At 67.6% G+C, this 25,617-nt stretch carries 27 protein-coding genes and 1 pseudogene; 13 read left to right on the top strand and 15 right to left on the bottom strand.

The window, feature by feature from the left end:
- Positions 1 to 46 precede the first annotated feature (46 nt).
- Complete coding sequence (locus tag LAQ74_RS15495; RefSeq protein WP_224333448.1) at positions 47 to 235, top strand: hypothetical protein; 189 nt, start codon at positions 47 to 49, stop codon at positions 233 to 235.
- 6 nt (positions 236 to 241) lie between these two features.
- Positions 242 to 385: pseudogene (locus tag LAQ74_RS20665) on the top strand (GNAT family N-acetyltransferase); the annotation flags it as partial.
- Positions 386 to 638: 253 nt separating this feature from the next.
- Here the strand turns inward: LAQ74_RS20665 and LAQ74_RS15485 are convergent.
- From LAQ74_RS15485 to LAQ74_RS15455, 7 genes are all read right to left on the bottom strand, one after another.
- On the bottom strand, positions 639 to 1,877 hold the full coding sequence (locus tag LAQ74_RS15485) for a DUF7118 family protein (protein WP_224333447.1): 1,239 nt from the start codon (positions 1,875 to 1,877) through the stop codon (positions 639 to 641).
- A 2-nt stretch (positions 1,878 to 1,879) separates the two neighbouring features.
- A complete protein-coding gene (gene hisI, locus LAQ74_RS15480; RefSeq protein ID WP_224333445.1) occupies positions 1,880 to 2,239 on the bottom strand; it encodes a phosphoribosyl-AMP cyclohydrolase in 360 nt (119 codons plus the stop codon).
- Positions 2,240 to 2,288: 49 nt separating this feature from the next.
- Positions 2,289 to 3,293 carry an A24 family peptidase gene (locus LAQ74_RS15475; protein WP_224333444.1) on the bottom strand — a complete coding sequence of 335 codons (1,005 nt, stop codon included), beginning with the start codon at positions 3,291 to 3,293 and terminating at the stop codon, positions 2,289 to 2,291.
- 109 nt (positions 3,294 to 3,402) lie between these two features.
- Complete coding sequence (locus LAQ74_RS15470; protein ID WP_224333443.1) at positions 3,403 to 4,812, bottom strand: GntP family permease; 1,410 nt, start codon at positions 4,810 to 4,812, stop codon at positions 3,403 to 3,405.
- Between the two features lie 231 nt (positions 4,813 to 5,043).
- Positions 5,044 to 5,433: a ferredoxin Fer gene (gene fer, locus LAQ74_RS15465; protein ID WP_224333441.1), complete on the bottom strand. Its 390-nt coding sequence runs from the start codon at positions 5,431 to 5,433 to the stop codon at positions 5,044 to 5,046.
- 100 nt (positions 5,434 to 5,533) lie between these two features.
- Complete coding sequence (locus LAQ74_RS15460) at positions 5,534 to 6,673, bottom strand: inorganic phosphate transporter (RefSeq protein WP_224333439.1); 1,140 nt, start codon at positions 6,671 to 6,673, stop codon at positions 5,534 to 5,536.
- A 170-nt stretch (positions 6,674 to 6,843) separates the two neighbouring features.
- Positions 6,844 to 8,031, bottom strand: a complete 1,188-nt coding sequence (locus LAQ74_RS15455) for an inorganic phosphate transporter (RefSeq protein WP_425498540.1) — start codon at positions 8,029 to 8,031, stop codon at positions 6,844 to 6,846.
- A 170-nt stretch (positions 8,032 to 8,201) separates the two neighbouring features.
- On the opposite strand from LAQ74_RS15455, the gene hisA reads away from it, so the two are divergent.
- Positions 8,202 to 8,924 carry a 1-(5-phosphoribosyl)-5-[(5-phosphoribosylamino)methylideneamino]imidazole-4-carboxamide isomerase gene (gene hisA / locus LAQ74_RS15450; RefSeq protein WP_224333437.1) on the top strand — a complete coding sequence of 241 codons (723 nt, stop codon included), beginning with the start codon at positions 8,202 to 8,204 and terminating at the stop codon, positions 8,922 to 8,924.
- Between the two features lie 13 nt (positions 8,925 to 8,937).
- On the opposite strand, the gene LAQ74_RS15445 is transcribed toward hisA, so the two are convergent.
- A complete protein-coding gene (locus LAQ74_RS15445; protein WP_224333435.1) occupies positions 8,938 to 9,087 on the bottom strand; it encodes a hypothetical protein in 150 nt (49 codons plus the stop codon).
- A gap of 177 nt (positions 9,088 to 9,264) precedes the next feature.
- Here LAQ74_RS15445 and hisB point away from each other — a divergent pair, with 177 nt between their 5' ends.
- Positions 9,265 to 9,858, top strand: a complete 594-nt coding sequence (gene hisB, locus LAQ74_RS15440; RefSeq protein ID WP_224333433.1) for an imidazoleglycerol-phosphate dehydratase HisB — start codon at positions 9,265 to 9,267, stop codon at positions 9,856 to 9,858.
- Positions 9,859 to 9,880: 22 nt separating this feature from the next.
- Here hisB and LAQ74_RS15435 read toward each other — a convergent pair whose 3' ends face one another.
- Entirely contained in the window at positions 9,881 to 10,435 is a 555-nt protein-coding gene (locus tag LAQ74_RS15435; RefSeq protein WP_224333432.1) for a putative glycolipid-binding domain-containing protein, read from the bottom strand.
- A gap of 60 nt (positions 10,436 to 10,495) precedes the next feature.
- Positions 10,496 to 11,287: a hypothetical protein gene (locus LAQ74_RS15430; protein WP_224333431.1), complete on the bottom strand. Its 792-nt coding sequence runs from the start codon at positions 11,285 to 11,287 to the stop codon at positions 10,496 to 10,498.
- Between the two features lie 138 nt (positions 11,288 to 11,425).
- On the opposite strand from LAQ74_RS15430, the gene trpY reads away from it, so the two are divergent.
- From trpY to LAQ74_RS15405, 5 genes are all read left to right on the top strand, one after another.
- Positions 11,426 to 11,929: a TrpY family transcription regulator gene (gene trpY, locus LAQ74_RS15425; protein ID WP_224333430.1), complete on the top strand. Its 504-nt coding sequence runs from the start codon at positions 11,426 to 11,428 to the stop codon at positions 11,927 to 11,929.
- A 68-nt stretch (positions 11,930 to 11,997) separates the two neighbouring features.
- Positions 11,998 to 12,468, top strand: coding sequence for a hypothetical protein (locus LAQ74_RS15420; protein ID WP_224333429.1), 471 nt, complete (start codon positions 11,998 to 12,000; stop codon positions 12,466 to 12,468).
- A gap of 45 nt (positions 12,469 to 12,513) precedes the next feature.
- Positions 12,514 to 13,143 carry an IMPACT family protein gene (locus LAQ74_RS15415; RefSeq protein WP_224333428.1) on the top strand — a complete coding sequence of 210 codons (630 nt, stop codon included), beginning with the start codon at positions 12,514 to 12,516 and terminating at the stop codon, positions 13,141 to 13,143.
- Positions 13,144 to 13,201: 58 nt separating this feature from the next.
- Positions 13,202 to 14,347 carry an NAD(P)/FAD-dependent oxidoreductase gene (locus LAQ74_RS15410; RefSeq protein ID WP_224333426.1) on the top strand — a complete coding sequence of 382 codons (1,146 nt, stop codon included), beginning with the start codon at positions 13,202 to 13,204 and terminating at the stop codon, positions 14,345 to 14,347.
- A gap of 62 nt (positions 14,348 to 14,409) precedes the next feature.
- Positions 14,410 to 14,763, top strand: a complete 354-nt coding sequence (locus LAQ74_RS15405) for a hypothetical protein (RefSeq protein ID WP_224333424.1) — start codon at positions 14,410 to 14,412, stop codon at positions 14,761 to 14,763.
- A 25-nt stretch (positions 14,764 to 14,788) separates the two neighbouring features.
- On the opposite strand, the gene LAQ74_RS15400 is transcribed toward LAQ74_RS15405, so the two are convergent.
- The 3 genes from LAQ74_RS15400 to LAQ74_RS15390 form a co-directional block, all read right to left on the bottom strand.
- Positions 14,789 to 17,494 carry a TRAP transporter permease gene (locus LAQ74_RS15400; RefSeq protein WP_224333423.1) on the bottom strand — a complete coding sequence of 902 codons (2,706 nt, stop codon included), beginning with the start codon at positions 17,492 to 17,494 and terminating at the stop codon, positions 14,789 to 14,791.
- On the bottom strand, positions 17,491 to 17,994 hold the full coding sequence (locus LAQ74_RS15395) for a DUF1850 domain-containing protein (RefSeq protein ID WP_224333422.1): 504 nt from the start codon (positions 17,992 to 17,994) through the stop codon (positions 17,491 to 17,493). The genes LAQ74_RS15400 and LAQ74_RS15395 overlap by 4 nt, the downstream gene beginning before the upstream one ends.
- Before the next feature lie 105 nt (positions 17,995 to 18,099).
- Complete coding sequence (locus LAQ74_RS15390) at positions 18,100 to 19,245, bottom strand: TAXI family TRAP transporter solute-binding subunit (protein ID WP_224333421.1); 1,146 nt, start codon at positions 19,243 to 19,245, stop codon at positions 18,100 to 18,102.
- Between the two features lie 162 nt (positions 19,246 to 19,407).
- On the opposite strand from LAQ74_RS15390, the gene LAQ74_RS15385 reads away from it, so the two are divergent.
- On the top strand, positions 19,408 to 21,429 hold the full coding sequence (locus LAQ74_RS15385; protein WP_224333420.1) for a S9 family peptidase: 2,022 nt from the start codon (positions 19,408 to 19,410) through the stop codon (positions 21,427 to 21,429).
- A 163-nt stretch (positions 21,430 to 21,592) separates the two neighbouring features.
- Here LAQ74_RS15385 and upp read toward each other — a convergent pair whose 3' ends face one another.
- On the bottom strand, positions 21,593 to 22,270 hold the full coding sequence (upp, locus tag LAQ74_RS15380) for a uracil phosphoribosyltransferase (protein ID WP_224333418.1): 678 nt from the start codon (positions 22,268 to 22,270) through the stop codon (positions 21,593 to 21,595).
- A 183-nt stretch (positions 22,271 to 22,453) separates the two neighbouring features.
- Between upp and LAQ74_RS15375 the strand changes: the two genes are divergently transcribed.
- The gene (locus LAQ74_RS15375; RefSeq protein WP_224333416.1) at positions 22,454 to 23,611 is read left to right on the top strand and encodes a GNAT family N-acetyltransferase; all 1,158 of its coding nucleotides are present in this window, start codon (positions 22,454 to 22,456) and stop codon (positions 23,609 to 23,611) included.
- A gap of 289 nt (positions 23,612 to 23,900) precedes the next feature.
- The gene (locus LAQ74_RS15370; RefSeq protein ID WP_224333415.1) at positions 23,901 to 24,827 is read left to right on the top strand and encodes a TylF/MycF/NovP-related O-methyltransferase; all 927 of its coding nucleotides are present in this window, start codon (positions 23,901 to 23,903) and stop codon (positions 24,825 to 24,827) included.
- A gap of 31 nt (positions 24,828 to 24,858) precedes the next feature.
- On the opposite strand, the gene LAQ74_RS15365 is transcribed toward LAQ74_RS15370, so the two are convergent.
- Entirely contained in the window at positions 24,859 to 25,035 is a 177-nt protein-coding gene (locus LAQ74_RS15365) for a DUF8107 family protein (RefSeq protein WP_224333413.1), read from the bottom strand.
- A 161-nt stretch (positions 25,036 to 25,196) separates the two neighbouring features.
- Here LAQ74_RS15365 and LAQ74_RS15360 point away from each other — a divergent pair, with 161 nt between their 5' ends.
- The gene (locus LAQ74_RS15360; RefSeq protein ID WP_224333411.1) at positions 25,197 to 25,607 is read left to right on the top strand and encodes an SRPBCC family protein; all 411 of its coding nucleotides are present in this window, start codon (positions 25,197 to 25,199) and stop codon (positions 25,605 to 25,607) included.
- Positions 25,608 to 25,617 lie beyond the last annotated feature (10 nt).

Raw genomic sequence — 25,617 nt, 5'->3', positions numbered from 1 at the left:
CCAATGCGCGTGGCGCGCCGCCTACGCCGACCTGCTCCCGGCGTCGGTGCTCGAAGCCCGGGAGACGGCGTCGGCGGCCGACGTTCGCGCCCGCTTCGACCAGCTCAGACGGACCCCCGCCGAGCGGTTTCTCGTCGCCGTCGCCAGCGGGTCCGGCAGCGACGATACCGCAGACGCAGTCGATGACGATACCGCAGACGTCGGTGCGTGCGACGGCGACGCCCGCGTCGTCTAGGACGCGATGCGAACGAAGTCGTTCGTCCGGGACGGCGAGGCGGAGCTCCGCGCGCTCTACGTCGACCCCGACCGGTGGAGCGAGGGCGTCGGCTCTCGGTTGCTCGCGTCCAGCGTGACGGCGCTCCCCGAGACGGTGACGGCGTTGCGTCTGGAGGCGTTGACGGGAAACGAGACGGCCAAGCGCTTCTACCTCGCACGCGGGTTCGAGACGACCGGCACGGGTGAAGTCGACATCGAGGGAACGCGCTATCCGACGGACGTGTATCGACGGTCGATGAGCGGCGAAAGCGGGGCCGGCGACGAGTCGAACCGCCTCCACGGTTACGGCGCTGCAGGCAACGGGGCTGCAGGGACGGGGCTGCAGGCGACGACGACGGCGAAGTCGATGCCGGCGACGGCGGTTACGGCTCCGCCGACTCCGACGAGTCGAGCGGGGCCGCCGACTCGTAGCCGTACCGGTCGAGAACCTCGCGCAGTCGGTCACGGGACTCGTCGAGCGTGTCGACTTCCGCCGCCACCTCGCCGCGTCGCAGTCGTTTCCGTTCCGCGTCGGCGAGCGACTCGCGAGCCTCCGCGGCGGTCCGAAGATGGTCGTAGTCGTCGTTCTCTGCGAGGTACCGAAGCTCTCGACACCGAGCGACGACGTCGTCGGGCGCGAATCGCGAGACGACCGAGACGAGTTCGGGGACCAGACAGCGGAGCGCGCCGGCCGACGGCGGCGGCCACGACACCCGCAGCGGTCCGCCGTCGAGACGGGTCAGGTACGTCCGGTTCACCGCGACACGGGCTTTCAGTTCCCCCGGGTCGGCGACGAAGTGCGAGAGCTTCGAGTTCGAGTAGTCGGCGTACTCGAGCAACTCGGGAATCGGTTTCGCACCCACGTCGGCCGAGTCGACGTACTCGCGGAGGTCGGCGGGCGGCGCGTCGTAGTCGACCAGCGGATACCGTGCGGCCGTCGAGACGAACGAGAGCACCTCACGGGCGCTCGCCTCGGCCTTGTACGCCTCGAACGCCGCTTCGACCGCGTCGTTGTACGTGCGGACGGGGTCGCGGAGTCGGTCGACAGGGGCGTCGAGGTTCGCCTCGCTAAGTCGTTCGAGGCGTCGGAGGTCCGCGAGTCGGTCGTCGACGTTCGAGAGTTGCTGTTCGGCGTCGATCGTGGCTCTCCGGTGTCGCTCCCGGGCGGCGTCTCGCTCCGCCAGCAGTGCGGCGACGTCGGCGGCGGGTTCGAGTGCGTCGCGGGCGGCGTCGAAGTGTTTCTCGCTCAGACGGCGGCGGTCGAGAATGTCGTTGGCCGCCTCGAACGCATCGGCGGCGGGCGCGTCGTCGTCGACGCCCTCGACGAGTTCGAGGAACTGCTGTTCGAATGTGACGAACGCGCCGAAGTCGCCCGTCCCGGTCGCGCGGTCCTCGTAGCGGTCGAGCAGCGACACCGCGCGCTCGTAGGCGTCGGCGACCGCCTCGACGGCGTCTGCTCCCCGGTCGGCGACGGCCGTCTCGGCGTCACGGCGGGCCTCGTAGGCGGTCACCAGTTCGTCGACGGCCGCCTCGGCGTCCGAGGCGGTGGTAGACGGGTCGATACGGCCGCCGTCACCGGCTCCGGCGCTGTCGTCAGTCGTCGGGTGGTCCGCGCCGGTCATGGTCAGTAGACGTCGTCGGGGTCGAACACGCGTTCGCCGACGTGCTCACCGTCGACGGTCCGGTAGAAACAGGAGCGGTGGCCGGTGTGGCACGCGCCGCCGGACTGGTCGACGAGGTACAGCAGCGTGTCGGCGTCGCAGTCGACCCGAACTTCTTTTACTTCCTGGGTGTGGCCGCTCGTCGCGCCTTTCTCCCAGAGCTCGTCGCGACTGCGCGAGTAGTAGTGCGCGCGACTCGTCTCTCGGGTGCGTTCGAGGGCTTCGGGCGAGACGTACGCGAGCATCAACACCTCGCCGGAGTCGGCGTCCTGGGCGACGGCGGGGACGAGTCCGTTCTCGCCGAAATCCACGTCGACGGTCATAGCTGGATAGTTGCGGGTCCGACCGATATGTCTTCTGCGTTTTCGACGGTCAGACCAACCCAACCGCGCCCAGGATCCCGAAGAGGATGTCGCCGTAGAGGAGCGCGACGAAAAGACCGACGAACATCGGGACGATGAACGGGAGGCCGGGCATCACCCAGACCGCCTCGCGGGTCGTCACGAGGTCGAGTCCGTCGCGGAGTTTCTCGGGCGTCGTCCCGTAGGCGCTCCAGTCGAGGGAGTCGAGAAACGCCGCGGCGGCCCACGGGTCGTCGGAGTCGGTCCCCGAGTCGACTTCGGGGCGTTCTCGAACGACGGCTCCGCCGTCGGCGACGACAGGATCGTTCGCCCGGCCGTCACCGACCGACCCGTCGCCGACGGGGTTCGTCTCGCCGACGCTCGCCGGGTCGCGGTACGCGTCGGGGTCGGCGCGCAGGTCCGACAGCGTCGTCCCGCGCCAGCGGAGATACATCCGGAGCGCGTCGAGGTCCAGTCCGTCGCGTGTGTACCCCCGCGGTGTCTCGAACAGGCTGCCGTGGCGAGTGAGCAACGACGGGACCGAGACTTTCGTGCCGACGAACATCACCGGCGAGAAGCGCCGCGCGGCGAGGTTTCGCAGGGCGAGCGCGAGCGGGTACGCGACGGCGACGAGGACGGCGTTCGTGAGGATAGTGAACGAGAAGACGCCGAGCGTCGTCTCCACGAGGGGGAGTTCGACGCCCGAGACGCGGTAGGAGGGAAACGTCGGAAACAGTAGCGCGAGGACGATGAGCGCCTTCGCGTCCGCCGCGCCGAAGCCGCCGATGTACCAGAACGCGTAGCCGATGGGCGCGACGAAGAAGACGCTAATCGCGACCTGCAGGAGGAACAGCGAGTCCAGCGGACCGAACGGGTACGCCGCCACTAGCTCCCACGCGAGCAGGAGGATACCGAGCGCCGCCAGCGGCGGCCACATGCGGTTCGGAAGGCGTCGTGTCTCCACGTCCCGCCACGCCGCCCACGCGAAGACGGGGACGACGAGCAGGCGCAGCAGGTCCGGTGTCGTACCGAGCACGATTCGCCCTTGCAGGTAGGGAAAATAGGTGTTGTGGTCGTGGCGAGTGCGTCAGTAGGAAAAACCGTCAGTCGAGCTTACGTCGGCGGAACGGAACCGCTCGTCGAGTTCAGGTCAGCGGGAGGAACGTCGACAGTAGGAGCACCGTCAGCAGACCGGTGATCGAGACGATGGTCGTCAACGCCGTCCACGTCTTCAGCGTCTCCGTCTGCGTGAGGCCGCCGATCTCCTTGACGAGCCAGAAGCCGCTGTCGTTGTACCACGAGCAGATGTTGCCGCCCGCGCCGATAGCCATCACGAGGTACGCCGGGTTGACCGACAGCGAGGCGACCGCGCCGGACCCGGCCATGATACCCGCCGTCGTGAGCATCGCGACGGTCGCAGAGCCCTGCGCGATGCGGACCGTCGCGGCGATAAGCCACGCGGTGACGAGCACGCCGATGCCGAGCCCCGAGAGGATGTTGGTGATGTAGTCGCCGATGCCGGCGGCCGCGAGCATCGCACCGAACGCGCCGCCGGCGGCGGTGATGGCCGCGATGTTGCCACCGGATTTCAGCGCCTCGGTGAGCTCGTCGCCCCACGCCTCGTCGGAGAGCGCGCGCATCCGACGGTAGGTGAGCGCCGCGGCGATAGCTGCCGCCGTCAGCGCGAAGTTCGGGTCGCCGAAGAAGCCGGTGATGGAGCGAATCGGCGCGTCCTCGCCGAGGAACGTCGTCGCCGCGGTGTCGGAGGCGACGAGGACGACGGCCAAAAGAATCGGTAGCGACGCCTCGAGGACGCCCGGAAGCTGACTGTTCGAGCGCTCGGCGAGTTCGGTCAGTTCGTCGCCGGTCGTGTCCATCGCGTCACGAAGCGGGATGTCCATCCGTTTGTTTATCCATCGACCGTAGACGATGCCACCGACGAACGCCGAGGGGACGGCGACCGCGAGGCCGATGGCAATCGTCCAGCCGAGATTGACGTTCGGAAGTTCCTCCGCGACGGCGAGCGGGCCGGGCGTCGGCGGGACGAACACGTGCGTCGTCGCCGCGCCCGCGCCGACGACGACGATGTAGAGCGCGTAGTTCTTGCCGACGCGGGCGCGCATCGACCGCGCCAGCGGTGCCATCAGGTAGAACACGTTGTCGAAGAACACCGGGATGGCGAGGAAGGAACTGCTCCCCCAGAGCGCGAAGTCGGAGTTCTCGCTGCCCGTCAGCGAGGTGAAGCCACGAACGATGCGTTCGGCCGCACCGCTTCCCATCATCGACTTGCCGATGACCGCCGCCATGAGGATCGGGATTCCGATGCCGGCCATCCCCTCGCCGAACGATTCGGCGACCTGCGCCGGAACGTCGGCGAACGCCACCTGCGGGGCGACGATGCCGACGACGAGCGTCGCGATGACGAGGCCGACGAACGCCGGGAGGTCCCAGTACACCAACAGCAGAATGACCGAGACGAGTCCGACGGCGAAGGCTATCAGCGGACTGTGGGCACCGCCGAGCTGTGCCACCTGTGGATTCGCGAAAACGTTCATGTGAAACTACGACAGTAGTGACTGGCGGCCCCGCATTTATTTATTTGGTATCGTTGAATATTGGTAATGTGCGAATATCTTTGATTGTGTTTGGAATTTTAATTCAGATTAACTGCTCAGTATTGTGAGGTAACCGGCGGAGTCACCCCGGTGTGAGCGGTGAGACCGGCGGAACAGGAGCGACGCTACTGGCGGTTGCAGTCGCTAAAAAACCGGAGAGAACTGAGCCGCTCAGATGACGCGGTTCTGCAGGTAGTCGAGGTGCTTCGCGTTGTAGACGATGCGCACCTCGTCGGCCGCGGGTGAACCGATGCAGGTGAGACGGACGTTTTTGTCGTCGACTTCCTCGTCGGAGAGAATCTGCTGCATGTCCATCTCGATTTCGCCCTCGTACAGGATCGCGGCACAGTTCGCACACGCGCCTGCACGGCACGAGAACGGCCAGTCGTAGCCCTGTGCCTCGGCGGCTTCGAGGATATACTCGCCCTCGTTGACGTCGAGCGACCCGTAGTCTTCTTCGTCGAGGCCAGCGTCGGCCGCGTTGTCGAAGAGGTCGTCGTCGTCCATTTCCCAGCCTTGGTCGTCCAGTACTTCGTAGTTAAGGTATTCTACCGTGGGCATCACCCGGTGGTTCGGCACCCATACCATTAGACTTTGCTGTTCAGACCCGGAGCGTGGGTGGTTCGAGCCACGGAAACGACGCGTCAGTCCGTCTCGGCGTTCACAGCGGCACGAACCGGAAGAGCAGAAACGACGCAAGCGCCGACAGCGAGGGAGTGAGAATCCAGAAGAAGATGACGCGACCCGTCGTCCCCGGGTCGAACAGGTCGTTCGCCGTGAGTTCGTCGTCCGCGTCGCCGACGCGGGGGACCGTCTCTCGTCGCTCGGCCGCGAGCGCGTTCACCGAGACGTTCGGTCCCTCACCGCGGACGGCCTGTCCGAGCGTCACCGTCCGCGTCGCCCGACCCCAGCCGAGACCGACGATGCTCATCGTCGCGCTGACCGCGAGACTCGCCGGGATACCCAACGCTGACAACACCGCGATGAGCGTCGCGCTGACGACTTCGACGACGAGCGCCGCGAGAATCGGGAGGTCGGTGAGGTCGTTGCCGACGGTGTCGAGCGTCCGCCGCGCGATGGTGAACGCGCCGAGGCCGATGGCTCCCGCCGCCACCAGGATACCACCTTCGAGCGACACCGCGCCGTTGCCGACCAACGGCGCGACGGCGTTGGCGACGTTCGACGCCCCCGCCGAGAACGCCATGTAGCAGGCGATGACGACGACCAACACCGTCCCGCCAAACTCCTGTCGCGTCGTCCCCTCGCCGAGGCGCGGCAAGGGGTCGAACGCCAAGAGCGGCCCCTCGGTTCGGTCGATGGCGAAGCGCGCGTCGAGGTACGGGTACACGTACCGACCGACGACCGCGCAGACCCAGAAGGCGAGGATGGGCGCGACGATCCACCACGAGACGATTTCGAGCATCGCACTCTCGTTGAGCGTCCCCGTGGCGACGCCGAGTCCGGCGATTGCGCCGACCGCCGTCATCGACGTGGAGGCCGGAACGCCGAACGTGTTCGACACGAGGAGCGCGAGGCCGACGAACAGCAGCACGGCGACGCTGGCGGCGAGGGTGAACTGGCTCTGCGGGACGATTTCGCCGCCCATCGTCTTGATCACCTCGCGGCCGGCGGTCCAGCCGCCGAGGAGTGCGAAGCCGCTCATCAGCGCCGCGGCGGCGAGTTTGCTCACGACACCGCTGCCGACGGCGGGACCGAACGCGACGCCGGTGGAAGAGCCGCCGATGTTGAACCCGACGAAGACGGCGACCAGAAGACCGACGACCAACAGAGCGTCTACCACGTGACAGCCGTAGAACGGTCCCGATGTTAAGCCACCCGCATTCAGCCGGGCGGTCGATTCCACTTCAGCCGGGCGGTTGGCCCCCGTTCGGCCGTCCGTCCGAGCGCAGATACCGGCGTGCTCGGCCACGGCTTCGGTCGTGTCGCGGACCGTCCGGAATCGGCGACAGCTCAGACGAACGGGACGAACCGGAAGACGGCGTAGGCGGCGACGGTGGCGAACGCCGGAACGAGATTCTGCAGGACGACGATTCGAGCCGTCGTCGCCGGACGATACAGTTCCGCCGTCGCGGCCGTCTCCGTCGGCGCGAGCGGCGGTTCCTCGGTCAGTTCGCCGGCGGTGCCGAACCCGGTCGCGGCCGCCGAGTGCGCGGACGTCTCCGTTGAACCGGTCGCCGCGGGCGCGCCGACACCCCCGGCGGCGGTACCCGGAAGCGTCGTTCCCTCGGCGCGGGTCGCGCGGCCCCAGCCGAGACCGACGATGCTCATCGTGGCGATGACGACGAAACTCGCCGGGACGCCGAGCGCCGACAGCACGGTCACGAGACTCGCGCTCACCGTCGCGACGACCAGCGCCGCCGCCAGCGGGAGGTCGGTGAGGTCGTTGCCGACGGTGTCGAGCGTCCGCCGCGCGAGCGTGAGCGCGCCGAGACCGATGGAACCGGCCGCCAGCAGGATTCCCTGATTCATCGTCAGCGCACCGTTGCCGACGAGTGGGGCGACGGCGTTGGCGACGTTCGACGCCCCCGCCGAGAACGCCATGTAACACGCGATGGCGACGACGAGCACCGTCCCGCCGAGTTCGCGCATCGTCGTGTTCGGTCCCAACGCGGGGCGGGGCGTGAACTGGAGCAGCGGACCCTCGGACTGTCTGACGGCGATGCGGGCCGCGATTTCGTCGTACGCGTAGCGGCCGACGACGGCGCTGACCCAGAAGCCGACGATGGGTGCGACGAACCACCACGAGACGATTTCGAGGACGACCCCCGTGTTGAGGCGGTTCGAGGCGAGGCCGAACCCGGCGATAGCGCCGACGGCGGTCATCGACGTCGACGCGGGGACGCCGAAGACGTTCGAGACGAACAGCGCGAGGCCGACGAAGAACAGCATCGCGATGCTCACCGAGAGCGTGAACGGGTCGCCGGTGACGATGTCGCTGCCGAGGGTATCGACGACGCGCCGCCCGACGGTCCATCCGCCGAGGAGCGCGAACACGGACATCAACGCGCCCGCTATGAGTTTCGACACCGCACCGCTGCCGACGGCGGGGCCGAACGCGACGCCGGTGTTGGAACCGCCGACGTTGACCCCGACGAAGACAGCGACGAGAACGCCGGCGACGAGGAGGAGGGTCGACACGATACCATGGTTGGCGTGAAACCCACATAAGCGCCCGGTTCCGGTCCCGTCGTCGTGTTTGGCGGCGAACAGGTGAGGTGATCGCTCGCCGGGCGGCGGCGGGTCGGCGTCGCCTCCAGTCGTGCTCACCGACCGAGGCGTTTTACTCGCCGTGGTGCGCAGCGTCGTCCATGACACAGTTCTCCGAGTTCGAGGTCGTACCGGCCGTCGACGTGCAGGACGGCGAAGTCGTCCAACTCGTACAGGGCGAGCGCGGCACCGAGAAGCGCTACGGCGACCCCGTCGAGGCGGCGCGGCGCTGGGTCGACGAGGGGGCGAAGACGCTCCATCTCGTCGACCTCGACGGCGCGTTCGAGGGGCAGCGCGAGAACGCCGCAGCCATCGAGGCCATCGTGGAGGCGACGGACGTCGACGTGCAGGTCGGCGGCGGCATCCGGACCGCGGCGGACGCGATAGCGCTCCTCGACGGCGGCGTCGACCGGGTCATCCTCGGTACGGCGGCCGTCGAGAACCCCGACATCGTCGTCGACATCGACGAGGAGTACCCGGCGTCGGTGATGGTGAGCCTCGACGCGAAAGACGGCGAAGTCGTCGTCTCGGGGTGGACCGAGGGAACCGGTCTCGACCCGGCGGAGGCGGCGGTCCGCTACGAGAAACTGGGCGCGGGCGCGATTCTGTTCACCGATGTCGACGTCGAGGGGCAGTTAGAAGGCGTGAAAGCGGATCGAGTGCGACGAATCGCCGACGCCGTCGAGATTCCGGTCGTCGCCAGCGGCGGCGTCGCGACGGTCGAGGACGTACGGACGCTCCGCGAGGCGGGCGCGGCGGCCGTCGTCGTCGGAACGGCGCTGTACGAAGGACAGTTCACGCTCCGCGAGGCGATGTCGGCGTAGGGACGCGGACAGCTCAGGACCGCAGTCGGGAGCCGATGCCGCATTCCAGCGTGTCCACGGTGCCGACGGCCGCGACCAGGACGAGCAGGAGGCCGAACAGCACGCCGGTGAACGTCATCGACGACACGAACAGCACTCCCACGGCGAGCGTGAGCGCTATCATCAGTTCACGCTTCATCGGTGTTCGGAAAGAGACGCTTCAGCCATATCAAAAGGTATCAGACGGCCGTCTGCCCCGCGTCAGACGACTGTAAACTCGGTGTCCGTTCGTGCCGACGCCGGGCCGCGGTCGGGGTCGCGAGAACGCAACGGTGATACGCGAGGCGTCCGAGAGTCGGCCATGAGCGACCGTACCGCCTCCGTGTTCCGCGAGACGGCGGAGACCACCATCGACCTCACGCTCGCCGTTGACGGCACCGGCGACGCCGACGTCGACACCGGTATCGGCTTCTTCGACCACATGCTGACCGCGTTCGCCAAACACGGCCTCTTCGACCTCGACGTGGAGTGCGACGGCGACCTCCACGTCGACGACCACCACACCGTCGAGGACGTCGCTATCGTCCTCGGCGAGGCGTTCGCCGACGCCCTCGGCGACAAGTGCGGTATCGGCCGCTACGCCGACCGCAGAGTCCCCCTAGACGAGGCCGTCGTCGGCGTCGTCGTCGACGTGAGCGGTCGGCCGCACTTCGAGTTCGACGGCGAGTTCTCGCAGGACCGAATCGGCGATTTTTCGAGCGACATGGCGCGGCACTTCGCGTACTCGCTGGCGATGAACGCGGGCCTGACGCTCCACGTCGACGTCGAGCGCGGCGTCAACGCCCACCACGAGGTGGAGGCGCTGTTCAAGGCGCTCACTCGGGCGCTGGACGACGCGACCCGCATCGACGAGCGCCGCGCCGACGACACGCCGAGCACGAAGGGCGAGTTGTAAGCGCAGCGCCGGAACGCCCCCCTCAGTCGATTCGCCGGAACAGGTTCGGGTAGTCGCGGACGACTCCATCGGAATCGACCGGAATCTCGGCCGAGAAGCCACTCGTCAGGCTCTCGTAGCGGAAGCGGCCGCCGTCGGCGTCGACAGGGGCGAGACAGGTGTACTGTTGCCGCACCTTCGACACCGCCAGCGACGGAACCGAGACGTACACCATCGAGAGCGTCGCCGACTCGCCGGCGGCGAGGTCTAGACGGCGAATCGGGAGCGCGTTCGTGAACGGCGTCCCGGAGATGTCGGCGTCCAGACACCCGTCGAGTTCGGGAATCGGCGCGCCGTCGGCGTCGGTCCACCGGCCGTCGCCGTCCGTGAGGAGGCGGAGAGTCGCGTCGCCGTCGAAGGAGTCGACTGACACCGAGCGAACTCGTCCATCGGCGTCGCAGTCGAGCGCGTACCGGAATCGGAAGCGCTCGCCGTCACGGCCGCTGAGGACGACCGACTCGGCCGATAGCGGCCCTGTTTCGTATCGCAGATGTTCGAGTCCGACGCCGTCGTCGGGTTCCCACAGCACGTCGTTCATAGTCGAAGCGCGCGGACGAACGCGAAAGCGCGTTCGGTCCGTCGTGACCGAGACTCCGGTTCAGTTCCGGTGCAGCTGTCCGTCTCGCTCCGCGAGCACGCCGTGTTCGACGGCGTAATCGATGATTGCGCGGGCTTGCGAGTCATCGAGGTCGTACGCGCCCGACGCGAGCGACTCGATTTCCGTTCGGTCGACCGGGAACTCCCGATTGGACAGCAGGCGCATCACCGTCCTGAACTCGGCGGGTTTCTCGCCGGGAGTGCCCGGACGCTCGACGACGTTGGAGTTCGTCTCGGCATCGTCGTCTTCGGGTTCCGTCTCGACATCGTCGTCTTCGGGGCGCGGGAAAGCGTCGGGGTCGTCCGCAGGCGTGCTGCCGATGGTGACGTCGCCGGCGTCGGATGCGAGCGGGTCGTCGAAACCGGCCGTGTCGATGGCGTCGCCCGGCGAAGGTACGGCGTCGGCCGTCTCCGAGTCGGTTTCGTCCGAAGCGCCGGACGACCCGTCGGCGGTGACAGAGTCGGACGGATCCGGCGCCGGAGCGGGACTCGCGGGCGACGACTCCGGTGGTGACGGAGGCGACGAGGGCGAGTCGACGTCGGAGGGAGCCGACGGCGAGCGCGGCGGCGCGCTCCGGGTCGTCGAGCCCGTGGTAGGCGCGTTCGACGCTTCGTCGCCGAGCACGTCGACGATGGGTTCGAGGACGGTCCCGAGTTTCTGTCGACAGTTCGTACAGAGCACGACGGTTCGCTGCTGTTCGTCGGTCGGGTCGAACCGCGGCGGGACGACGGCGAGTTCGGTGAGGCCGTCGCCGAACTGTCCGCAGAAGTAGCACGAGTCGAGGTCGGCCATACGCCAGACCCGGGGGCCGGCGGCTAAAAACCCCCGGGTGAGGTGCGAGCGCGCGAGGCGCGAGAGACGAGGCGAGGCGCGCGAAGCGGAGAGACGGCCACAACTAAGACCGAGAGGCGCGCAGGTGCTCGCAAGCGAATGTTCGACGAAATCATGGAGAAGTTCGAGGGGAGTCCGAGCCAGCAGGCGGTCATCCGCCTGCTCCTCGAACGCGGCTTCTCGGTCAACGACGAGGGACGCGTCGTCTCCGGCGGCATCGAGATTCCGAACACGCAGATCGCCCGCGAAATCGGCGTCGACCGCCGCGTCATCGACTCGACGACCGAGGCGATTCTCGACGACGACGACCTCCGACCCATCTTCCAGAACATCAGCGCGATTCCGAGTCTGTTGAGCCTCGCGCCGGTGCTCGATTTGGCCGCGCTCACGGTCGAAGTCGGCGACGCCGACGAACCGGGTATCGTCGCGTCAATCACGTCGCTGCTCGCCGACGAGGGCATCAGCATTCGTCAGACCGTCAGCGAGGACCCCGAGTTCACCGACGAGCCGAAACTGTACATCGTCACCGACGAGCCGATTCCGGGAGCGTTGCTCAACGAGATTTCGGCGCTCCCGTTCGTCCGCCGCATCAGTCTGGCCTGAGTGGTTCGGCCCTCGAACGACGACCGTCGATGAACAGCGTCATCTACCCCGACGGTTCAACAACGCGTATGCAAGAGCCGACGGCGATGCGGTCGAACGAGTCGACTACGGAGAGCGCGGGACTCGTCGTCGCGCGTCTCGTCGCCGGGCAGGCGGCGTTCGTCGCCGCGACCGTCCACCTCTGGTGGGGGTTCCCGCGGCTGTTCGCCTACCTACAGGCAGGCTCGTTCGCCGACCCCCGCCCGTACCTGTTCGTTCCCTCGGGACTGGTGCTTCTCGGCGTCGTCGGCGCGATGCTCCTCGGCCGGCGTGACAAGGCGCTGTACGCCGTCGCCGCGGCGGTGCTGGCGGCGTACGTCCTCGGCTACGTCTGGTGGCACCTCGGCGACCACGGCGGCCTCGTCCCCGGCGGCCACGCGCAGGGGCCGCTCGCGACCATCCTCGAACACCTGCTGGCCGAACCGCGCGACTTCGTGTCGATGTTCGCCGAACTGGTCGGCCTCGGGGCGTTCGCAGCGCTGCTCGGACTCGACCGCTAACCGAGGAGAGACAACCCTTTCTTCCAGCGTCCCGCGCACTCGACCATGACCGACGCCTATCGCACCGTCGCCGGGCGGGCGAGCGCGCAGTTCGAGGTGAGGGGTTCGGAGTTCATCGGCTACGTCGCCCCCGCCGACGGCGTCGACGCCGCGGAGGCGTTTGTCGCCGAAATCGAGGAGAAGCACCCCGATGCCACCCACAACGTCCCCGCCTACCGCGTCCCCGCCGGTCCCGCATCGGCGTCGAACCCGGGCGACGTGATGCTCCGCGAGTACCAGAGCGACGACGGCGAACCGACCGGGTCGTCGGGCAAGCCGGCGCTGAACGTGCTCGTCCAGCAGGACATCAGGAACGTCGTCGCCGTCGTGACGCGCTACTACGGGGGGACGAACCTCGGCGTCGGCGGCCTCGCACGGTCGTACTCCCGCGCGGTCAAGGAGGCCGTCGAGGCGGCGGGCGTCGTCGAGGAACTGCCCCACGAGACGTTCTCCGTGGAGGTCGAGTACGACGATTCAGGCACCGTTCGGGGGATTTTGGAGAGCACAGGCGTCGAGTTCGACGCCGCGTACGAAGAGAGCGTGAGCTTCGAGGTCCGCGTCCCGGTCGACGACGCCGACGCGCTTCGGGAGCGACTGCGCAACGCGACGAGCGGGCGGGTCGGAATCGGGAAGTGAGCGCTCACACGCTTCCGGCAACGACACACTCACGGCGGGCGATTGCGTCAGCCCCCACATGACCGAACGAGACGAGGCGTACGAGGCCATCGTCGTCGGCGGCGGCATCGTCGGCGCGTCGACCGCCTACCACCTCACCCGCGAGGGTGTCGACACGCTGCTCGTCGACCGACGCGACGAGGGCAGAGCGACCGACGCGGGCGCGGGCATCCTCTCGGCGGCGACGAGCAGTCGCGGCAGCGACAGCGTCTGGTTCGACTTCGCGACGACGGCCGTCGACTACTACGACGAACTCGTCGCGGCGCTAGAAGCGGCGCAGGACGGCCCGCACGGCTACGCGAAGCGGGGGCTTCTGAACGTCGCGTTCGACGCCGAGGAGGCCGAACAGTACGACGAGGTGCTCGACCGCATCCGCGAGCGACAGGCGAGCGGCGAACCGCCCGCCGAGGGGACGGTTCACGAACTCACCACCGCGGAGGCGCGCGAGCGCTTCCCGCCGCTCGGCGAGACGGAGCGCGCGTTCTACTACGACGACGCCGCCCGCGTCGACGGACAGACGTTCGAGGGAGCGCTCCGCCGGGCCGGCGAGGCGCACGGACTCGACACGCTGGAGGCGAGCGTCGAGTCGCTCGTCCTCGACGGCGGCGAGGTTCGCGGCGTCGCCGTCGATGGAAACGAAATCGCCGCCGACGCCGTCGTCGTCGCGGGCGGCGCGTGGTCGAACGCCTTCGGCGCGCAGTTGGGCGTCGAGATCCCGGTCGAACCCCAGCGCGGCCAGATCGTTCACCTCGACCTCGACGCCGACACGGAGGGCTGGCCCATCGTCAGCCCCTACCGACACAAGTACATGGTGTCGTGGGACGACGGCCGCGTCGCCGTCGGCGCGACCCGCGAGACGGGTGCAGGATTCCAGCCGAAGACGACCGTCGAGGGACTCCACGACGTGTTCGGCGAGGTTCTTCGCGTCGCGCCGGGGCTCGCCGACGCCTCGCTTCGGGAGGTGCGGGTGGGGCTTCGACCGCTCGCCGAGGACGGGCTGCCCGTGCTGGGCGAGGTGCCCGGCGTCGACGGGGCGTTTCTGGCGGCGGGCCACGGCCCGACCGGTCTACAGCTGGGTCCATACAGCGGGAAACTCGTCGCCGACGCGGTCCGCGGCGAGGACGTGGCCGGGGAACTCGAACCGTTCGGGGTCGAGCGGTTCTGAGTTCTCGGAACGGTTAGTTACTCGTCTGAAAACGTATGTCGACTCTCCCAGTAGCGGTGCGTATGCTCCTCCAAGTCGCGGGAAGCGGACCGTCGCTGCCCGAATACGCGTCACAACTGGCGTTCGTGGTCCTCCTCGGACTGGTCGCGTCCGCGGCGACGTATCTCGTCGTTCGAGCGCTTCTCGTGACGTTCGTCGGGTGGACGATGCGCGACGGACGGCCACGTCTCGGAGCTCTCGGAACGACCGCAGCGAAGGCGTTCGCGTTTCTCGTCGCGGTATCGACGGGGCTCGGTATCACCGGGTTCGGGGGCTTCCAAGTGTTGTTCTCGCTTATCGGCGTCGGCGGTGTCGTCGTCCTCGCGGGCGTCGTCTATCGGTTCGAGCGGTCGCTGGCGAGTCGACAGCGGTCGTAACGACGAGGGAAAAAGAGAACCGCTCTCAGTCGGTCGTCGTCGCCGACGACGACGGTTCGGCGCGCGCGCCATCCATCTGCCGTCGGTTCCGTAGCGTCAGCGCTCCCAACAGCACGCCGCCGACGAGACGGAGCAGCAGGTCGAGCGTCAGTATCTCGACGCCGACGCTCATCCCGGCCCCGGAGAGAATCGTGAACAGCGGATTCAAGAGCATCTGCGGTGCCATGAGCAGAATCGAGGAGAGGGCGAACAGCGAGCGCTCGACGCTGCCGACGGGCGAGTAGAGGTAGCCGATGATGGTCGGGCCGAGCGCGAACACGCCGAGGAACAGCCCGACGATGGGGACGACCACCTCGGGGACGAAGTAGCCGAGGTCGGCGACATCAGCGAAGTTGATGATGTGGTACTGTTCGGTGCTCTGGCCGCGGATGAGCAGGATGCCGGGCGAGAAGACGAACGCGAACGGGACGACCGCCTTGTTCAACGAGAGCGTGAACGCCTCGACGCCCGTCTTGAACGGGTCGGACTTCGCCACGCCGGAGGCGGCGTACGCCGCGACCGCGACCGGCGGCGTGATGTCGGCGATGACGCCGAAGTAGAGGATAAAGAGGTGCGCCGCGAGCAGCGGGATGTTCGCGAGCTCGGAGATCGCGCCGCCGAGCAGCGCGACGAGGATGATGTACGTCACCGTCGTCGGCATCCCCATCCCGAGGATGATAGAGGAGATGGCGGTGATGAGCAGCAGCAAGATGAGCGACCCGCCGGAGACGGCCTCGATGAGCGCGACGAGGTTCGGACCGAGACCGGAGACGCTGATGACGCCGGGGATGACGCCCGCGGCGGCGACGGCGACGACGACTACCGTCGCGGTGCGCGCGCCCGACTCCATCGACTTCAGGATGAACGTCCCGAAGCGGTAGGCGTTGTTGTCGGCGAGCGAGCGGCGGCCGAACGCGTCGGCGGTTTTCGCGGCGGACTCGTCGACGGCGGGGTCGTACTCCAGAAGCGGCGAGGCGGCGCGCGGCCGCGCGAGGAGGAACGCCGCGCTCACGAGAATGATGATGGTGCCGAGCTGTCCGGCCGCCGCGTCGAGCGCGGCGCGGGGGGCCATCCCGCCGGTTCCCGCGCCGGTCATCGCGCCGACGATGCCCGCCCCTGTCAGTAGGCGCGCGACTGCCTCGGCAGCGAACAGCGCGGCGATGGTGCCGAGCAGCGGGACGCGCGTCCGTTCGTTGTAGGTGGCGACGAGCGCTATGAGCGCGATGATGGCGACGATGGTGTACCACGCCGACCGCGACACGGAGTAGCGAATGCCGATGAGGTAGACGAGCAGCAGCGCGATAGGTGCGAGGTAGTACCAGCCGCTCCGCAGGTGACTGCCGACGGCGACGAGTTCGGAGGGGTCGACGCCTCCGATGCCCTCGCGCGACGCTTCGAGGTGGACCATCACCCAGACGCCGAAGAAGAAGACGATGGCGGGTATCGCCGCGGCGACGATGACGGTGTCGTAGGAGACGCCGACGAACTCGACGATGAGGAACGCCGCCGCGCCCATCACCGGCGGGAGAATCTGCCCGCCGGAGGAGGCGGAGGCTTCGACGCCGCCGGCGAACTCCGGCCGGTAGCCCGAGCGCTTCATCAGCGGGATGGTGAACGCGCCCGTGGTGACGGTGTTGGCGATGGAGGAACCGCTGATGGTTCCCATGAAGCCGCTGGAGAGGATGCTCGCCTTCGCCGGGCCGCCCTTCCGAGAGCCGGTCATCGAGTACGCGAGGTCGATGAACCACTGGCCCGCGCCGCTCATCTCCAGGAACGCCCCGAAGAGGACGAAGATGTAGATGTAGCGGACACTCACCTCGACGGGGACGCCGAAGACGCCGTTGGCGGTGTTGTACCAGAGGTTCTGGATGACCGAGTCCCACGACGCCGACGGCGTCGAGAGGATACCGAGATACGGCAGGTCCTGTGGGATGTTGCCCGCGTACCGCGCGTAGAGGATGAACGTCGAGACGATGACCATGAGCAGCGTCCCGAGGGTTCGCCGCGTCGCTTCGAGCACGAGCAGGACGCCGATAGCGCCGAGGACGAACGCGTACGACACCTCGTCGAGCGGGACGCCGAGCGCCGAGACGGCATCGACCAGCGGCGCGAGGAAGGAGTACACTTCGGCGGTGGTGCGTCCGGACCCGAGTCCGAGCGCGCGCAGCGTCTGAATCTCGTCATAGTCGGTTATCATGTACGCCGCCGTCAGCGCCGAGAACAACACGAGCACGACGTCGACAGGCGTCACTCGCCGACGGTGCGGGTCGGCGATAGCCCAGCGGACGCCCGAGCGGAGACGCGTCGCCGCCCGCGTCATTGGATGTTCGACCCCGTATCTCCGTTCGAGGCCGGGGACGACCCGCGAGAGTCGCCGCGAGAAGAAGCCGTCGCCCGACGTCGCCGGGTAGAGCATGAACGCGAGGATGAGCGCGAAGACGACGTGTATCGCGCGAATCTGTAGCTGCTGGAGCGCGGCGAGACGCACCGTCCCGACGAACGGGAACGTTACCTCGAAGATGAACCCGCGCGCGGCGAGCCACATCTGAAACGCCGAGAACGCGATTCCGATGAACGCGACGACGACGGCGGCGACGCCGCGAAGGTTCCGTTTCCGTTCGAGTTCGTCGATGAGTTCCTGTTTCTCCTCCTCGGAGAGTTCCTCGTCCTGGGGTGTATCGTCGACAGTCATGGCATCATTCGCTGTAGTTTCGTTCGGTGTTCGAGGTGAACTCGGACGGTCTCACCGTCCGAGCGCGCGACGAGGTCGTACGTCTTGTCGTCGACGTGGAGTCTATGTTCAGCGACGCCGCCGGGCGAGACGTGCAGTTCCGACAGTCGAACGTCGTCGGGACGGTAGACGAAACTACCGTTTTCACGGGTGACGTTCGCCTGCGCGGGGAACCCCCAACCGTACGACGCGAACTCCATGCGCGTCATCACGAGTTCGTCGCCGCGGACGGCGTACACGTCGCGGACGGGACTGCCCTCGACGCTGTGGTTGTACGCGAGCGTCACCGTTGTGCCGTTCTCGACGGGCGTCGCGAGCAGTCGCTCGCCCGTCTCGGCGTCTTCGACGACGAGGACGCGCTCGGACTGGACGGCCGCCGCGCCACCGGCGAGAACGAGTGCGAGCACGACGACCGACGCGAGCGCGAGACCGACCGACCGTCGGCCGAGGCCGTCGCTCATCGCGAGTGCGGAGAACGGACAGTGGGTCGAACGTGCATCTGTACAGGTGGGTGGACCGCGTCGGAGTGCGGCCGTCCGAGCGTTGTTCGCTCGGAGGAGTTCGGATTAGCTCGATTCGTTGCCGCTCGTCTCGTTGCCGTCGGTCTCGTTACCGCCGGTTTCGTTGCCGCTGCCGCCGGTGTCGGCCTCGTCGAAGTACGCCTGCGCGCCGGGGTGCAGGTCGATGGACATCCCGTCCTGGGCGCTCTCGACGGTGATGAACTCCTGTTTGATGTTGATCTCGTCGGTGTTCTCGAAGATCGCCTCGGTGACCGACTGGACGACCTCCTCGGACTGTTCCTCGTTGGTCGCGATCATCGCCTGCACGGCGACGGTCTGGACCGGTTCGTCGATGCCGCTGTACGTGCCGGCGGGAATCTCGTCGTCGGCGAAGTACGAGCCGGCCTCTTTGACCTGCTCGCGCGCGTCACCGGAGATCTCGACGATGCGGATGTTGCTGTTGTTCGCGAGGTCCTCGATGGCGCCGACGGGCCAGCCGCCGACGACGAACGCCGCGTCGACGTCGCCGTTCTGGATCTGCTCGGCGGCCTGCGAGAAGTCGGTGTTCTGCTCGGTGTAGTCCTGAATGCCGACCGCTTCGAGGATCTGTCGCGCGTCGACCTGTGTGCCGCTGCCGAGGTCGCCGGTGTTGATGGTCGCGCCTTCGAGGTCCTGAACCGACTCGATGTCGGAGTTACCGGGCGTCACCACGTGGATGGTCTCGGGGTAGAGCGTCGCCACGCCGCGGATGTTCGGGATGGCGTTCCCCTCGAACGCCTCGATACCTTCGCCGTTGACCGCGAAGTACGCGACGTCGTTCTGCAGGAGCGCGAAGTCGGCGTCGCCGCTGCCGAGACTGCCGGCGTTCTCGACGCTGGCACCCGTCGACTGCACCTGCAGGGTGTAGTCGGTGTTCGCCTCGACGACGCTCTTGAACTGGTTCGACAGCGGGTAGTACGTGCCGCCGGTGCCGCCGGCGTGCCACGTGAGTTGGGTGTCGCCGCCGTCGCCGTTACCGCCGTCGGTGTCGTTACCGCCGTCACCGTCGCCGTTGCCACCGTTCCCGCCGTCGCCGTTGCCACCGTTCCCGCCGTCGGTGTCGTTACCGCCGTCACCGTCGCCGTTGCCGCCCTGAGAGCAGCCGGCCAGACCGACGAGTCCGGCCGCACCAGTTGCAGTAATGAACTTCCGCCGATTGAGATAGCGAGCCATACCTCAGAATGTCGTCCAGAGATATATATCAGTACCTGTCCGCCAATGATAACGAATGTCACGCATAAACGAACATATTCGGTCGAAGACGGTCGTCGCCAGTCACCGGCGCAGCGTTCCTGCTTCCGAAGGCTATTCCATGGAGGATGCGAGTCTCGCGGTATGCGACACGTCAGCGCCACTGACTACCACGACATCGCCAGACCCGAACATCCCCAGCTCTCTCCCGACGGCGAGCGGGTCGCTTTCGTCCGCAAAGTGCCGAAGGACGACGAGTCCTACGAGGCGACAGTGCACGTCGTTCCCGCCGACGGCAGCGGCGAGCCGCGGCGGTTCACCGTCGACGAGGGCGTCGACAGCGACCCGCGCTGGAGTCCGAGCGGCGACCGACTCGCGTTCGTCTCGACGCGCGGCGAGGACGACGACCGGCCGCAGCTGTGGGTGATGCCAGCCGACGGCGGCGAGGCCCGGCAGGTCACGGAGGTTCCCGGCGGCGTCAGCGCACCCGTGTGGAGCCCCGACGGCGAGCGAATCGCGTTCGTGCAGGCGACGACCGAAGAGGAACGGGAGGCGGAACTCGACCTGAGCATCGCCGACGAGGAGGAGTACGAACGCGAGACACCGGATCCGCGCGTCGTCGACCGCCTCGTCTACCGGCAACTCGCGCGATACATCGACGGCACGCGCGGCCACGTCTACGTCGCCGACGTCGAATCGGGCGACGTAGAACGCCTCACCGACGGCGACTACGACCACGGTAGCCCCTCCTGGAGCGACGAGACGACGCTGTACTATACGTCGAAGCGCACCGAGGATCCGGACGACAACGTCTACGTCGACGTGTTCGCCTACGACACCGACGCCGGCGAGGAGGAGCGCGTCCTCCAGACGACTGGGTGGGGCACGGACCTCGCCGTCGCCGGTGACGGCCGCGTCGTCTACGCGCGGACGCCCGAGGACCGCACCTCGATGCGACAGACCGACCTCGAACTGTTCGACCCCGAGTCGGGAGAGACGACGGTGCTGACGGCCGACCTCGACCGCACCGTCGGCGCGGTCGGCTTCCAGTGGGACCCCGCCGAGGAGTTCGTCCACTTCGTCACGCCCGACGAGGGCGACTTCGTCTGCCGTCGGGTCGACGACGCGGGCGCGGCAGTCGAAGTCGTCGCGGGCGACGGCCACATCACCGACATCTCGGCGGGCGACGAGGCAGTCGCCTTCGCGAAGAGCGAGTGGGACCACCCCGGCGACGTGTTTATCGCACGTGGCGAAGAGACGACGCGACTCACCGAACTCAACGCCGACTACCTCGCCGACGTGGAGGTGGGCGAACCCGAAGAACTCCGGTTCGAGTCCGACGACGGCGTCGAGGTGCAGGGATGGGTACTCACGCCGCCCGATTTCGACCCCGAGGAGACGTATCCGCTCGCCGTCGAGATTCACGGCGGCCCGCATGCGATGTGGTCGACTACGGGGACGATGTGGCATGAGTTCCAGACGCTCGCCGCGCGCGGCTACGTCGTCTTCTGGTCGAATCCGCGGGGATCGACCGGCTACGGCGAGTCGTTCGCGATGGCCATCGAGCGCGACTGGGGCGACGTGACGATGACCGACGTGATGGCGGGCGCGGAGCTCGTCGCCGACCGCGACTACGTCGACGCGGAGAACGCGTTCGTCACCGGCGGCTCGTTCGGCGGCTTCATGACCGGCTGGATAGTCGGCCACACCGACTTCTTCGAGGGTGCGGTCGCCCAGCGCGGCGTCTACGACCTCTCGTCGTTCTACGGATCGACCGACGCGTTCAAACTCGTCGAGTGGGATTTCGGCGCGACGCCGTGGGAGGACCCCGAGTTCCTCTGGGAGCAGTCGCCGGTCGCCCACGCCGCGAACGCGACGACGCCGACGCTCGTCGTCCACTCGGACAACGACTTCCGCGTCCCGGTCAACAACGGCGAGATGTTCTACCTCTTCCTGAAGAAGAACGGCGTCGACACCCGCCTCGTGCGCTACCCGCGCGAGGGCCACGAACTCTCGCGGTCGGGCGAACCGGGCCACGTGGTCGACCGTATAGAGCGCATCACCCGCTGGTTCGACGGCTACTCGGACCACCACGACGTGCCGCCCGCGCTGGAGCGCGGCGACGACGGCCTCTCGGCTGGAGGCGACGAGAACGACGAGGAGTAACAGGAAACACAGAGCGCTTCGGAGCCGTCCGGAGCGCTCTACGGGACCGTTTCCACAGGAACGCCTCCGCGTCAGACGTGCTCGCTGTGGGCGGTTTCGAGTCGAAGAGAGGGGGTCGGGCGGCGAAGGGAAACGAACGAACCAGAAATCGAGCTGAGAGTCGCTACTTCGTGCGGAACGCGCGGTCGCCGGCGTCGCCGAGGCCGGGGATGATGTAGCCGTGTTCGTCGAGGTGGTCGTCGATGGCGACGGTGAGCAGGTCCGCCTCGGCGAACTGGCTGCCGACGCGGAGCAGGCCGTCGGGCGCGGAGACCGCAGAGAGTACGAACAGGTTCTCGAAGCCGTCGGCTTCCTCCAGCACATGGCCCAGAACCGTACACATCGTGCTGCCGGTTGCGAGCATCGGGTCGGCGACGATGACGGTGTCCGTCTCGGTTATCTCGGGGAGCTTCACGTAGTCGATGGAGATGGGGAACTCCCCCGCGTCGTTCATGCCGGCCTCCTCGTCGCGGCCGGCGCTGATGACGCCCTGCTTCGCGCGCGGGAACGCCTTCAGTAGCCCCTCGACGAACGGCGTGGCGGCGCGGAGCACGTTGACGATGACGACGTCGTCGAGGCCTTTGACGCGCTCGCCGGTCGTCTCAGCCATCGGCGTCTCGATGGAGACGAACTCGGTCTCCATCGCGCCGTCGATTATCTCGTAACCGCAGATGCGGCCGAGTTTCACGAGGCCTTTGCGGAACGCGACCTGTTCGGTCTCGACGTCGCGGAGCTTCGAGAGCGTGTCCTTGGCGAGCGCGTGGGTGATGAGGTACGCGTCGTCACGGTCTTCGATGGGCATGTGTAGAGCGGAAACGCCGAACGACATAAAGAACCTCATCGCCTCTCGGAGGGGCGAGCGACCCAGTCCGTGGGTGACCCTCGGCGACAAGCGAACGTTTACTCGGTGAAACCGTCGGGGGGCCCGATTCGAGCGAGGTTCGGCGATGAATAACAAAGCCTCCAGTTACGGAGCGCTACCACGATGTCCCCGACGAGAGGATCCACACGGACGGGACCGGGCGCCGAGACGAAACGCGAAGGCGAGTACCGAATCCGGGGTTACGAGGCGGGCGACAGGGACGGGCTGTTAGCGCTCGATCGGGCGGTGTGGAACCGCCCGCGCGGCCGGGAGTGGTTCGACTGGAAGTACGCGAAGAGTCCGTACGTCGACCACGTCCCCATCTTCGTCGCGGAGCGGGACGGCGAGATAGTCGGGGCGCGGCCGTTTCTCGTCCTGCCGCTGCGCGCGCCGAGCGCGACTGGTATCGCCTTCCAACCGGCGGACACGATGGTCCACCCCGACCACCGGCGGCAGGGGTTGTTCACGCGGATGACCGCGGCGGCGCTCTCACATTACGCCGACGCGGCCGACGGTCCCGACCTCTACTTCAACTTCCCGAACGACATGTCCCGGTCGGGCTACGAGAAGCTCGGGTGGCGAAACGCGGGCCGCCGGACGACGTTCTATCGAGTACAGAACCCGAGCGCGCTCGTTGGAACGCGACTCAACGAGGTCGGCGAGTCGTTCGCGCGGTTGACGACGCCCGTCGCCCGACGCTACTACCGCACCCGAGACAGAGCCGCCCGGACCGACCGGCGCTTCGTCGTCCACCGACATCGAACGCTGCCGGTCGAGCGCCTCGCGGACCTCTACGAACGGTCGGTGCCCGACCGACTCCACGCCCACCGCGACGAGCGGTTCTACCGCTGGCGGCTGTCGAGTCCGCTCTGGCGACGCATCACCTACGTCGTCGAGGACGAAGACGGAGCGCTCGTCGGTCTCGTCGCGCGGACGCGCACGACGAAAGACGGCGTCACCATCACGCAGTTCGCCGAACTCACGCCGCTGGTCGGCGGCGACGAGTGGTTGGCCGGCGTCTCTCGACTGTTCGAGGCCGCGCTCGAAGAACACGCCGACTCCGACATCGTCGCGGCCGCCGGGAGCGGACTCCCACGGGAGTTTCTGGCCGAACACGGCTTCCTGGCCGACGACGAGCGACCGCTCTCGCTGCTGACGCGGAGTCGCGCTACCGTCGTCGCCCGTCCGACGACCGACGACGGACCGTGGGAGTTCGGCGGCGTCCCGCTGGACGAGCGCAAAAGCTGGTACGTCTCGTTCCTCGAACGGGATACGACCTGAGTGCGAGACCCGGGTGCAACCCGGGTGTGAGACCCGGATGCGGTCCGAATTCGAGACCCGGATGTGACCCGAGCGGGAGGAACGTTTCGACCACGGACGCGTTCAATCGAATATTTCTCCGTCCCGACGGTCGCGGAGTCGGATCGATGTGGGTGTAGAACGGCGCTCTCCCGCGTTCGTCTGCGTTCGTCGAGTTCAAACCGTTCGCCGACTCGGAGCGTCGGGGAACAGTCGATGAAAGGGAGATAGTCGCCGGATAACGAAACCGGAGAGTGTTGAGCCAACCTCGATGACAACCGCTCGAAGGCGTGCAGCGGCGACCCTCGCACGCGTTTACAGACTCGGACTGCTCGTGGCGAGTGCGCCCATCGTTCTCGGGGAGTACTTCGACACCGACACCGGTGCGGCATACGGCGTCGACTTCCCGACGAAGTGTCGCCTCGCCGCGCGGATGCTCTGGAACAACCTCCGCCTGCCGACGGGGTCGTCGTTCGTCGAACATCTCGTCGTCGCGACCCAGATACTCCAGATACCCGTAGACGACGGCGGCGTCGTCGTCGAGTGCGGCTGTTACCTCGGCGGGAGCACGGCGAACCTCTCGCTGGTCGCGGGTCTCTGCGACCGGACGCTCGTCGTGTTCGACTCCTTCGAGGGAATGCCCGAACCCGACGAGGCCGACAGAGCGCACGTGCTCATGCAGTCCAAGCAGGTGCACACGTACGAAGCCGGGTCGTGGCGAGGGTCGCTCAGCGCGGTCCGGGACAACGTCGCCACGTACGGCGACTTGGAGGCCTGCGAGTTCCGGAAGGGCTACTTCGAGGAGACGCTGCCCCCGTTCGACCGACCGGTCGCGCTGGTGTTTCTGGACGTCGGGCTTCGGCGCTCCGCGGAGACGTGTCTCGAAGAACTCTGGCCGCTGCTGCGGCGGGAGGGCTACCTCTTCACACACGACGTGAAGCACATGGAGATTTCGTCGCTGTTCTTCGACCAGGGGTGGTGGCGTGACCACCTCCACCGCGACGCACCGGGGTTGGTCGGCGCGGGCAGCGGCGTCGGTCTCCACCCGCAGCGAAACGGGTTCGGGAGTCTGCTCGGCTACGTCGTCAAGGACCCGGCGCTCGACGGCTTCGAGCGCGTCGAAGAGCGGGGCGCAGGAGCGTACGGCGACGAACTGCTTGGGGCCTCCGACGGCGACGACGCTTCGACCGGCGAGTGACGCCGCGGAGTTCACCGGACGCCGGCGGAGTTCACCGAACGACGAGGTAGGTCAGCACCATCAGCGCCGCCGTCGCGCCGACGAGGCGTTGCCACGTGAACGAGGCGATTCCGGCGAAATCGAGGCCGTAGAGGACGACCGACGCGAACGCGAGAGACAACACCAGATTCATCACGAACAGGACCCGCGGGTCCCCTTGGGACTGCATGGCGCATCTGTTTCGGCCCGTCACTTAGCTTCTTTGTGCTGTCGTCTCCCGCGGGACGGCGACGGCGGCCTCTCGCCCCTCTCGCCGTTGTAGTCGTCGGAGACCGGTCGGCGGGCCGTCGACCCGCGGACACTTATCATTCGGGAGGATAACGACGACGCATGCACGAGGTGACAGCCTCTCGATTCGTCCGCGCGCCGCTGCGCGTCGTTCGGCGGGCGCTCACGCCCGAGGCGATAATCGAGTACGAGGGGAGCTTCGAGGTCCGGGGAGTCGAACAGACCGAGGACGGTCCCGTCGTCGTCGCCGGGACGAGTCGCTTCCAGTTCGCACTCCGCTTCGACGCGCTCGACGACGGACTCTACTACGAGCAGGCGGGCGAAGCCGGACCGTTCGACGCGATGGCGACGACGGTCACCGTCGCCTCCAAGAACGAGGGGTCGCGGGTGACGATGCGCTCGTCGGTGAGTCTCGGCCTCCCGCTGTCGAGCGTCACCGACCGCGTCGCGGCGTGGAAACGGCGAGGCGAGTTGCAGCGTGCGCTCGACGCGCTGGCGGCGGACGTCGAATAGGTCGACTCGA

Origin of the sequence: Haloprofundus halobius, from assembly GCF_020097835.1 — an archaeon.
Classification (GTDB): domain Archaea; phylum Halobacteriota; class Halobacteria; order Halobacteriales; family Haloferacaceae; genus Haloprofundus; species Haloprofundus halobius.
This window is presented reverse-complemented; position numbering and strand designations above follow the sequence as displayed.